General features: G+C 33.1%; 14 protein-coding genes. 9 read left to right on the top strand and 5 right to left on the bottom strand.

Features of this window, described 5'->3' with window-relative positions:
- Positions 1–31 precede the first annotated feature (31 nt).
- From hisG to ABD745_RS06960, 9 genes are all read left to right on the top strand, one after another.
- Positions 32–889 carry an ATP phosphoribosyltransferase gene (gene hisG / locus ABD745_RS07000; protein WP_344827288.1) on the top strand — a complete coding sequence of 286 codons (858 nt, stop codon included), beginning with the start codon at positions 32–34 and terminating at the stop codon, positions 887–889.
- Between the two features lies 1 nt (position 890).
- Positions 891–2183: a histidinol dehydrogenase gene (hisD, locus tag ABD745_RS06995; protein WP_344827286.1), complete on the top strand. Its 1293-nt coding sequence runs from the start codon at positions 891–893 to the stop codon at positions 2181–2183.
- On the top strand, positions 2170–3195 hold the full coding sequence (gene hisC, locus ABD745_RS06990) for a histidinol-phosphate transaminase (RefSeq protein WP_344827284.1): 1026 nt from the start codon (positions 2170–2172) through the stop codon (positions 3193–3195). The genes hisD and hisC overlap by 14 nt, the downstream gene beginning before the upstream one ends.
- Before the next feature lie 2 nt (positions 3196–3197).
- The gene (gene hisB / locus ABD745_RS06985; protein WP_344827281.1) at positions 3198–4292 is read left to right on the top strand and encodes a bifunctional histidinol-phosphatase/imidazoleglycerol-phosphate dehydratase HisB; all 1095 of its coding nucleotides are present in this window, start codon (positions 3198–3200) and stop codon (positions 4290–4292) included.
- On the top strand, positions 4293–4871 hold the full coding sequence (gene hisH / locus ABD745_RS06980; RefSeq protein ID WP_344827278.1) for an imidazole glycerol phosphate synthase subunit HisH: 579 nt from the start codon (positions 4293–4295) through the stop codon (positions 4869–4871).
- Positions 4872–4873: 2 nt separating this feature from the next.
- Entirely contained in the window at positions 4874–5587 is a 714-nt protein-coding gene (gene hisA, locus ABD745_RS06975) for a 1-(5-phosphoribosyl)-5-[(5-phosphoribosylamino)methylideneamino]imidazole-4-carboxamide isomerase (protein ID WP_344827276.1), read from the top strand.
- 117 nt (positions 5588–5704) lie between these two features.
- Entirely contained in the window at positions 5705–6457 is a 753-nt protein-coding gene (hisF, locus tag ABD745_RS06970; protein WP_344827273.1) for an imidazole glycerol phosphate synthase subunit HisF, read from the top strand.
- Positions 6454–7041 carry a bifunctional phosphoribosyl-AMP cyclohydrolase/phosphoribosyl-ATP diphosphatase HisIE gene (hisIE, locus tag ABD745_RS06965; protein ID WP_344827270.1) on the top strand — a complete coding sequence of 196 codons (588 nt, stop codon included), beginning with the start codon at positions 6454–6456 and terminating at the stop codon, positions 7039–7041. The genes hisF and hisIE overlap by 4 nt, the downstream gene beginning before the upstream one ends.
- Before the next feature lie 33 nt (positions 7042–7074).
- Positions 7075–7218, top strand: coding sequence for a hypothetical protein (locus tag ABD745_RS06960; RefSeq protein WP_344827268.1), 144 nt, complete (start codon positions 7075–7077; stop codon positions 7216–7218).
- 138 nt (positions 7219–7356) lie between these two features.
- Here ABD745_RS06960 and ABD745_RS06955 read toward each other — a convergent pair whose 3' ends face one another.
- The 5 genes from ABD745_RS06955 to ABD745_RS06935 form a co-directional block, all read right to left on the bottom strand.
- A complete protein-coding gene (locus ABD745_RS06955; protein WP_344827265.1) occupies positions 7357–8262 on the bottom strand; it encodes a M28 family metallopeptidase in 906 nt (301 codons plus the stop codon).
- 97 nt (positions 8263–8359) lie between these two features.
- Positions 8360–9532 (bottom strand): M28 family peptidase, encoded by a 1173-nt coding sequence (locus ABD745_RS06950; RefSeq protein WP_344827262.1) that lies wholly within the window; start codon positions 9530–9532, stop codon positions 8360–8362.
- A 103-nt stretch (positions 9533–9635) separates the two neighbouring features.
- A complete protein-coding gene (rplT, locus tag ABD745_RS06945; protein WP_047402053.1) occupies positions 9636–9980 on the bottom strand; it encodes a 50S ribosomal protein L20 in 345 nt (114 codons plus the stop codon).
- 120 nt (positions 9981–10100) lie between these two features.
- Complete coding sequence (rpmI, locus tag ABD745_RS06940) at positions 10101–10298, bottom strand: 50S ribosomal protein L35 (RefSeq protein ID WP_002979658.1); 198 nt, start codon at positions 10296–10298, stop codon at positions 10101–10103.
- A 250-nt stretch (positions 10299–10548) separates the two neighbouring features.
- Positions 10549–10980, bottom strand: a 432-nt coding sequence (locus tag ABD745_RS06935; RefSeq protein WP_344827252.1) for an alpha/beta fold hydrolase, incomplete at its 5' end; no start/stop codon positions are given.

The following is a 10980-nucleotide window of genomic DNA, read 5'->3' as shown; positions in this document are numbered from 1 at the left end:
TTTTTATTTGCTCAGACTCAACAAAAGTAAAATGAGTAAATTAAAAATTGCCATACAAAAAAGCGGACGGCTTTACGAAGAATCTCTTCAACTTCTCAAAGACTGCGGGATTTTCATCAACAACGGAAAAGATCAGCTGAAAGTTTCTGTAGAAAATTTTCCTGTCGAAATTATGTATCTGCGAAATTCCGATATTCCTCAATATCTGGAAGATGGAGTAGTTGATATTGCTATTGTCGGCGAAAATCTTTTAGTAGAAAAACAAAAGAATATTGAAATTATTCAACCTCTCGGATTCTCAAAATGCAGAGTTTCATTAGCCATTCCAAAAGAAATTGAAACTGATGATATCATGTATTTTCATGGTAAAAAAATTGCTACCTCTTATCCGAATACCCTTAAAAATTTTCTAAGTAAAAATAATATCTCTGCCGATATTCACGTGATTTCAGGTTCTGTTGAAATTGCTCCAAACATCGGATTGGCCGATGGAATCTGCGATATTGTAAGCTCCGGAAGTACTTTATTTAAAAATGGTCTGAGAGAAACCGTAACACTTTTAAAATCGGAAGCAGTTTTAGCAAAGACATCTCATTTAGATAAGGAAAAACAATTCATTTTGGGGAAATTTCTTTTCAGAATCAAAGCTGTTCTGATGGCAAAAAATTCAAAATATATCTTAATGAATGTCCCGAATGACAAAATTGGAGATATTTCTAAAACACTTCCTGTTCTTAAAAGTCCGACCGTAATTCCTTTGGCAGAAGAGGGTTGGAGCAGTATTCATTCCGTAATTAATGAAGAAAGATTTTGGGAAGTTATCGACGAACTGAAAGATAACGGAGCGCAGGATATTTTAATAATTCCAATCGATAAAATGGTGATTTGATATGAAAATTAATAAATTTCCCGATAGAAATACTTGGTCTGAATTGATAAAAAGACCTGTTTTAAGAAAAGAAGAACTCACTGAAATTATCGCTGATATTTTCAAAAAAGTTAAGGAAAATGGAGATCAGGCTTTAATTGATTTTAATAGAAAATTCGATAATGCCGAAGTTGAGAATAGTAGAGTTTCTGATGAAGAAATAGAAAATGCAGAAAAATTAATCGGTGAAGAACTGAAACTAGCCATTCAGCAGGCAAAAGGAAATATTACAAAATTTCACGCTTCCCAAATTACTGAAATTGAAAAGATTGAAACAACAAAAGGAGTTATTTGCTGGAGAGAAAATCGCGCGATTGAAAAAGTTGGAATTTACATTCCGGGCGGAACAGCACCTTTGTTTTCTACAGTTTTAATGCTTGCCATTCCTGCGCAATTGGCTGGTTGTAAGGAAATTATTTTATGCAGTCCGCCGGATAAAAACGGAAATATTAATCCTGCAATTCTTTATACGGCAAAACTTTGCGGAGTTGGTCAGATCTTTAAAACAGGAGGTGCTCAAGCCATTGCAGCCATGACATTCGGGACAGAAACGATTCCGAATGTTCACAAAATTTTCGGACCTGGAAATCAATATGTTGTTGCGGCAAAAGAATACTGTCAGAAATTTAATATTGCTATCGATATGCCTGCAGGCCCGAGTGAAGTACTCCTAATAGCCGATAAACAGGCTATCCCGGAATTCTGTGCGGCTGATTTGCTTTCTCAGGCAGAACACGGAAGTGACAGTCAGGTGATTTTTCTTTCAACAGATGAGAAAATTTTTAACCAAACGATTCAAGAAACAGAAAAACAAGTAAAAGAACTCCCGAGAAATGAAATGGCAAGAGAATCTTTGAAAAACAGTCATTTTATTTTGTTTGAGAATAGTACTGAAGCCTTAGAATTCAGCAATTTGTACGCTCCGGAACATTTGATTTTAGCTTTGAAAGATTTTGAAAAATATATTCCGAAAATTCAAAATGCAGGTTCGGTTTTTCTTGGAAATTATTCGTGTGAAAGCGCCGGAGATTATGCAAGCGGAACCAATCATACGCTTCCCACGAACGGATTTGCAAAGAATTACAGCGGAGTTTCTTTAGACAGTTTTGTAAAGAAAATCACTTTTCAGAATTTATCAAAAGAAGGGCTTCAAAACTTAGGAAAAACAATAGAAATCATGGCAGAAGCAGAAGGTTTATATGCTCACAAAAATGCCGTATCCATCAGATTAAAACAAAAAAATGAAAGAATTTAATATCAATAATTTAGTCAGAAAAAATATTCTGGAACTGCAACCCTACATCAGTTTTAGAGATAATAATGAATTTGAAAATCCGATTTTATTGGACGCCAACGAAAGTCCGTTTGGTGAATACAACCGTTATCCGGATTCTACACAGAAAAAATTAAAGCAAAAACTCTCAGAAATAAAATATATTTCACCCGATCAAATTGCAATCGGTAACGGAAGTGATGAATTGATTGATTTAATTATTAAAGTTTTTTGTGAGCCCAAAAATGATTCAATTTTAATGATGAATCCTTCATTTGCCATGTATGGATTTTACGCTTCCATTAATGAAAATAAGCTTGTAAAATTAAATTTAAATGAAAACTTTGAAATTGTAAAAGAAGATTTTTTACATATTATAAAAGATAATCAGTTAAAAATATTCTTTTTGTGTTCGCCTAACAATCCCACAGGAAACAGTATTGTTGATATCGAATTTTATATTAAAAACTTCAACGGAATTGTAGTCGTTGATGAAGCTTATATTGAATTCTCAGGAAAAAAATCATGTATTGAATTACTTGAAAAATATCCGAACCTTATTGTTCTTCAAACCTTTTCAAAAGCTTGGGGAATGGCAGGAATCAGAGTTGGAGTGGCTTATTCATCTCAAGAAATTATTAAGTTAATCAATATTGTAAAAGCTCCTTATAATATTAATTCTTTAAGTTTAAATAAAATAATAGAAGTAATTAATATACATGAAAATACAAATAGATATGTAGAAAATACTTTAATTGAAAAATCTTGGCTAAAAGATGAATTTCGAATGATAAATTGTATTAAAAAAGTATATCCAACCGATGCGAATTTCTTTTTGATCGAGTTTGAAAATGTAGAAAAAATTTATGAAAGATTATTGGAAAAAGAAATTCTGACAAGCAAAAGAAGTCCTCAAATTCCGGATTGTATCAGAATAAATGTAGGAAACAGAGAAGAAAATATCCAGTTAATTCAGGTTTTAAAAAGTATCTAATCATGAAAAAAGTATTATTTATAGATAGAGACGGAACATTGATCATTGAGCCAAAAACAGATTTTCAGGTAGATTCTTTAGAGAAATTGGAGTTTTATCCCGGAGTTTTTCAAAACCTTTCAAAAATCGCCAAAGAACTAGATTTTGAATTGGTAATGGTTACCAATCAAGATGGTTTAGGGACGAAAAGTTTTCCTTACGAAGATTTTATAAAACCTCATGAAAAAATACTAAAAGCTTTTGAAAATGAAGATGTTATTTTTAATGACATTCTGATTGATAAAAGTTTTGAACACGAAAATCTACCTACCAGAAAACCAGAAACAGGGATGTTCGGAAAATATATTTACGGAGATTATGATCTTGGAAATTCTTTTGTGATCGGAGACAGACTGACAGACATTCAGTTAGCAAAAAATTTAGGTTCAAAAGTTATTTTTATCAGTAAAATTCCCAATGATGAAGCCGATGTAACAACCGAAAGCTGGAGAGAAATTTATCAATATTTAAAACAGATTCCGCGAAAATCTAAGATATCAAGAAAAACGAACGAAACAGATATCGAAATTGAAGTTAATCTCGACGGCAGCGGGAAATCTGAAATTTCAACAGGTTTATATTTCTTCGATCACATGCTTGAACAGATTTCGAAACACGGAAATTTAGATTTAAAAATTAATGTTAAAGGAGATTTGCAAGTCGATGAGCATCACACGATTGAAGATACCGGAATTGTTTTAGGAGAAGCTGTTCTGAAAGCTTTAGGAAAGAAAAAAGGAATTGAAAGATATGGCTTTTTACTTCCGATGGATGATTGTCTGGCGCAGGTTGCTCTCGATTTTGGAGGAAGATCCTGGCTTGTCTGGAATGCCGATTTTAAAAGAGAAAAAGTAGGAGATGTTCCGACGGAAATGTTTCAGCACTTCTTTAAATCTTTCACTGATTCTGCTAAATGTAATGTAAATATTAAAACTGAAGGCGAAAATGAACACCACAAGATAGAATCTGTTTTTAAGGCATTTGCTAAAGCTATTAAAATGGCTGTTAATCAATCAGATCAGAATTTTAATGTACCATCAACCAAAGGAAGTTTATAAATGATTGCGATTATAAAATACAACGGCGGAAATGTCAGTTCTGTGCAAAATGCATTGAACAGATTGAATGTCAAATCGATTATAACCGATGATTTTGAGGCGATTCAAAAGGCAGATAAAGTTATTTTTCCGGGAGTTGGTGAAGCATCTTCTACGATGAAAATTTTAAAGGAAAAAGGTTTAGATCGGTTAATTCCGAGTTTAAAACAACCTGTTTTAGGAATTTGCCTCGGAATGCAATTGATGTGTAAAAACAATGAAGAAGGAAACACTGTCGGAATGGGGATTTTTAATATCAATGTGAAAAAATTTCCTGCCAAAGATATTGTACCCCACATGGGTTGGAATACGATTTCAGGCTTTAAATCTCCTGTTTTTTCTGGAATTGAAGAAAAAACGGATGTGTATTTTGTTCACAGTTTTTATTGTGAATTATCAGAACATACAACTTCTGTCTGCGATTATATTTTGCCTTTCAGTGCGTCGTTGCAGAAAGATAATTTTTATGCCATGCAGTTTCACCCTGAAAAATCGGGAGAAATTGGAAGTCGGTTATTACAAAACTTTTTAAAACTTTAAAGATGAAAATTATTCCAGCCATTGACATCATCGACGGAAAATGTGTACGTCTTTCAAAAGGAGATTACGATACAAAGAAAATTTATAACGAAAATCCAGTGGAAGTTGCCAAAGAATTTGAAGATTTTGGAATAAAATTTCTTCATTTGGTCGATCTGGATGGTGCTAAATCTAAGCATATTGTCAATCAGAAGGTATTGGAAAATATTGCGCGAGAAACATCTTTACAAATCGATTTTGGAGGTGGTTTGAGAAGTTTGGAGGACATTGAAATTGCCTTTAATTCTGGTGCAACACAAATTACAATCGGAAGTATTGCGGTTCAAAATCCTGAGTTTTGTTTTGAATTAATTGAAAAATACGGTTCAGAAAAAATTATTCTGGGAGCAGATTGCGAAAATAAAAAAATAAAGACTTCCGGGTGGCTGGAAAAAAGTGATAAAGATGTGATTGATTTTATTCTTCAATACGAGCAAAAAGGGGCAAAAAATACAATCTGCACCGATATTTCAAAAGACGGAATGCTGGAAGGTCCTTCAACGGATTTATATAAAGATATTTTATCTAAAACATCCATTCAATTGGTTGCGAGTGGTGGAATTTCGGGTATTGAAGATCTCTATAAAATGAAAGAAATCGGATGTTCCGGAACGATTATCGGAAAAGCCATTTATGAAGGCAGAATCACATTAAAACAATTATGTAATTTTTTCTAAACCACAAAAGATGCAAAAGCATTGAACACATTGGAAATCTTTAATTTACACAATGAGTCCCGAAGGGACGATTTACTAAAAGATAGGGTAAAGTCCTATCAAAATTAAAATATAAAAATGCTAAAAAAAAGAATAATCCCATGCTTGGATATAAAAGACGGAACAACAGTAAAGGGAATCAATTTTAAAAGACTGAGAAATGCCGGAAATCCTATTGAACTGGCAAAAAAGTATGAAACTGAAGGAGCTGATGAATTGGTTTTTCTGGACATAACAGCAACCATTGAAGAACGAAAAACTTTTATTGAATTGGTAAAAGAGATTGCAAAAGAACTCAGTATTCCTTTTACGGTCGGAGGCGGAATTTCTACAATTGAAGATGTCAGAAAGCTTTTGGAAGCAGGAGCAGACAAAATCAGCATTAATTCTTCGGCAGTTAAAAATCCGCAATTGATTTCTGATTTGGCGAAAGAATTTGGAAGTCAATGCATTGTTGTTGCGATAGATACAAAACTCATCAATAATTCGGACTGGGTTCACATTAAAGGTGGAAGAGAAAAAACAGATTTGAAAACATTAGATTGGGCAAAAAAAGTGGAAGAACTTGGTGCAGGAGAAATTCTTTTAACCTCAATGGATGGCGACGGTACGAAAAGTGGTTTTGATTTAAGAATAACAAAATTAATCTCTGAAAATGTAAGTATTCCTGTCATTGCTTCTGGTGGCGCAGGAAAAATTAAAGATTTTGAAGATGTATTTAATAAAACTTCGGCGACAGGCGCTTTAGCAGCAAGTATTTTTCATTTTGAAGAAGTAAAGATCCAAAATTTGAAAAGTGAATTAAAATCTAAAAAAATTGCCATACGATGAATATAAATTTTAATAAAAGTAAAGGTTTAGTTCCGGTCATTATTCAGGATGACATAACATTACAAGTCTTGATGTTGGGTTATATGAACGAAGAAGCATTTGAAAAAACAAAAATTGAAGGAATTGTAACGTTTTTCAGCCGTTCCAAAAACAGACTTTGGACAAAAGGTGAAGAATCCGGAAATTTTTTAACAGTAAAAAGTATTGATATTGATTGTGATCAGGACACAATTTTGATTAAAGTTATTCCTGAAAATATAGTTTGTCATACAGGAAGTTTCAGTTGTTTTGGCGATAAAAATTCTAAGGGATTTTTATATGAATTGGAAGGAAAAATCAACCAGAGAATTGATGAAAAAGTTGAGGATTCTTATACTTATTCTTTATATCAGAAAGGGATTAATAAAGTGGCTCAAAAAGTAGGAGAGGAGGCTGTGGAATTAGTGATTGAAGCAAAAGATAACAATGATGATCTGTTTAAAAATGAAGCGGCAGATTTACTTTACCACTATTTAATTTTATTGAAAGCTAAAAATATCAGTTTAGAAGATATTGAGGAAACTTTGATGTCGCGTGACAAATAAGCTGTACTTTTATATAAATTAAAAACTAAAATCATGGCAAAAGACAAAAAAGAAAATCCTGAATTGCCCAAAAGCAAAGAAATAAATGATCCGAAGACTATTTCCGAAAAAAGCGGCGGTCACGGAGGAAAAGCAAATCCCAATGAGACTGCTAAAGGGGGTACAAGAGGAGGGTAAGACATTATATTTATAGAGATTTCGGCGGGCAAAGCCCGCCGAAATCTCTCATAATTCAATTAAAATTTTTCTTATAATCGGTTTATCTTTGTTCTTAAGCTCCGTTTATAAGACTTTAGTTTATAAAGTATATTTTATTTATTTTGCAACGGCAAAATGCTGTAATGCACCGATTGTAGCCTTCCCGATATTAAAAACATACATCACATCTGTATTGGCGAAGGTGTCATCAGTTGTGTGTGGAAGATCACTTCTAAGATATTCAAAAAAGCCGGTAATCACTTCACCTTTCTTCTCAAAAGAAATATAATCGCTGTGTTCTGCAGGATCAATTTTTACCTGCAGAGGAGAGTAAAGCGTTGTACATGTCATTAATTCTTTGGTGATTTGAGTTGAAGCAGCATTGTTTTTAGATGATCCTCCCTGGTCTTCATCACAAAAAACGGTATCATTAAACATCCCTTTTTTCCCACCAACCTGATCAAGATTAAATACCATTTTTATATCAATCTGGCGAATTTTATTTTGAAAAACGACATCATTTGCATAATGCTTGCTTCCGTAAAGTCCCTGTTCTTCGCCTGAAAAATGTATAAATTTGATGGAATATTCAGTAGGAATATCCTTTAAAATTTTTGCTACTTCGAGCATAATAGAAGTTCCACTGCCATTATCATTAACTCCGGGACCATTAATGCTGTCGAAATGTCCGCAAATAATCACATATTTATCAGGATAAACTGTTCCTTTTTTTGTTATGATAAGATTTTTTGATTTTAACCTTCCTATAGAAAAAGGATCTTCTTCAATTTGATCTTCAGAATAGCCGACGGATAAATATTTGTTTTTTATCCATTTCAGAGCATTGTCATTTTCTAGAGAGCCAGTTGTTTTAATTCCAAGCTTTTCAAATTCTTTTAAATTTGATATAATATCTTCTTTCTTTAGCATGTTTACCCGATCCTGATAAGACTGAATAAATTTCTGTGCATTCAAACTTAAAGCTGATAAAGAAAAGAACAGAAGTGTAGTGATTTTTTTCAATTTAGTAATGGTTTATAGTTTTAATAATTTAACAAAAATAACAATAAAAAAATCCCGAGCAAATGCTTAGGATTTCTATATTTAAAATATATTGAAATTATTTTCCAATAATAATTTTTCTTACAGCTATTTTATCATTCGCTTTAATTGTACACAAATAAGCACCATTTACCAAACCGGAAACATTGATTTTTGTTTCGTTTTCTTTGTTTAAAATCAAACGGCCATTCAAATCTGTAATTTCTAAATTGAAGTTTTTCACATCTTTAGGAAGCTCAATATTCAAGAAATCTTTCGCCGGATTTGGATATATTTTTATTGATTCTAAAGTATTTGCAGCTGTTTCATTTGTACCTAAAAGACTTGTTGCCACAGCAAAATGCTGTAATGCTCCGACAGCCGCTTTTCCTACATTAAACACATAAGTTGGATCTACATTCGCAAAAGTATCATTTACCGTATGTTCATTATAGCTTCTTACATTCTCATAAAACCCTGTAATAATGTCCCCATTAGCTTCAAAAGGCATGTAATCCGATGAGTATGCATTAGACATTACGGTTTGTAAAGGTGAGTACAATGTTGTACAAGTTGCCAGTTGCTGTGTAAATGAAAGAGAAGCCGCGTTATTTCCTGTTTGCCCGCTTTGATCACTTTCACATTTTATAGCCGTATTTACATTTCCTAACTTTCCTCCAACCTGATCAATATTAAATACCAATCGTACATTCAGTTGACGTGTTCCGTTTAAGAAAACAACATTATTTGCGTAATGGTTACTTCCCAATAAACCTTGTTCCTCTCCGGAAAAGTTAATGAACTTGATAGAATATTCTGTCGGGATATCCTTTAAAATTCTCGCAGCCTCCAGGATAATTGAAGTTCCGCTTCCGTTGTCACTTACTCCGGGACCGGTAATTGTATCATAATGCCCACAAATAATGACGTATATGTTAGGATAAACCGTTCCTGTTTTAGTTATTATTAAATTTTTTGCATTTACATTACTTCCAAAAGTGAAAGGGTCTTCACTCATCTGGCTTGCCGTATATCCATAAGATAGGTATTTGGATTTCAGCCAGTTAAAAGCATCGGTATTGGCTGTTGACCCTGTCGTTTTTACACCAAGGTTTCCAAATTCCTGCAGTATTGTCGTGATATTGGTTTGGGAAACCAGATCTGCCCGGTTTTTATATGCCTGAACAAGACTTTGCGCCTGTAAGCTGTATGCTGTTAATGAAAGAAATAGAAAAGTAGTTAATTTTTTCACTTTTAAAGAAAGTTTTAAGCATTTAATAATTAGCAAATGTATATAATAAAAAAATCCCGAGCAAAAAAACCCGGGATTTATATTGATAACAAAAAATTCTACATTATTTTACTTGATCAACAACAGCTTTGAAAGCTTCAGGGTGATTCATTGCTAAATCTGCTAAAACTTTTCTGTTTAGTTCGATGTTGTTCTTTTTAAGAGCTCCCATAAACTGAGAGTAAGACATTCCGTGTACTCTAGCTCCCGCGTTGATACGCGTGATCCAAAGTGATCTGAAGTTTCTTTTCTTCTCTTTTCTACCACGGTAAGCATATTGCATTGCTTTTTCTACCGCGTTTTTAGCTACAGTCCAAACGTTCTTTCTTCTACCGAAAAAACCTTTAGCTTGCTTTAAAACTTTTTTTCTACGAGCTCTTGAAGCTACGGAGTTTACTGATCTTGGCATAATTTAAATTGTTTTTTTGAAATGTGCGGTAATTGTTTCATTACTCTTAGGTGCTCCATTTCAGGGTTAAATTTTTGAATTTGTTTGAATTCTTATAAACCGAATATAGATTTATAAAAACTACTTAATTGCTAATTGACGTTGAACGCTTTTTTCGTCCACTTTAGCTACGTAAGAAGTAGTAGTAAGATTTCTCTTCTGCTTAGTTTCTTTCTTAGTTAAGATGTGGCTTTTGTAAGCATTTTTTCTTTTGATCTTACCAGAACCGGTAAGAGCAAAACGCTTTTTAGCACCTGATTTCGTTTTTAATTTTGGCATTGTTTTGCTTTTTATTGTTTTGTTATCAATATCTGTATTGGTTTCCTAACGATGTTTAGGAATAATAGTGTGCAAAATTACAAAAAAAAAACGAGACGCGAAAGGAAATTTTAAAGAGTAGAAAGGGGAAAGAAAATATAGTTTCGACTTTAAAATAAATCGTACAGAAAAAATATTTCTATTTAAAAAAAGAATAAACTGCGGGAGAGATTTTTTCACCCGCAGTTTATCTTTAAATATATAAGGGAAATTAAGATTCAATAAACTCCAAAAGATCTTTATTAATAATATCTGCGTGAGTTGTCGGCATTCCGTGAGGGAAACCCGGATAAGTAATTATTTTTCCGTTTTTCAATAATTTAATTGATTTTAACCCTGCGTTTTGATAAGGAACAATCTGGTCATCTTCTCCGTGAAGAACCAAAACAGGAATATCAACGGCTTTTAAATCTTCTCTGAAATCAGTTTCAGAAAACGCTTTGATGCCATCGTAATGAGCGACAATACCTCCCATCATTCCCTGTCTCCACCAGTTTCTTTGGATTCCCTCTTTCACATCTGCACCTTCTCTGTTGTATCCGTAGAAAGGGAAAGTCAGGTCGATGTAAAACTGTTGTCTGTTGTTTAATGTCTGATCTCTGATGCCATCAAAAACTTCCATTGGAACTCCATCAGGATTGCT

Origin of the sequence: Chryseobacterium ginsenosidimutans (assembly GCF_039536845.1) — a bacterium.
In the GTDB taxonomy this organism is placed as follows: domain Bacteria; phylum Bacteroidota; class Bacteroidia; order Flavobacteriales; family Weeksellaceae; genus Chryseobacterium; species Chryseobacterium ginsenosidimutans_B.
This window is presented reverse-complemented; position numbering and strand designations above follow the sequence as displayed.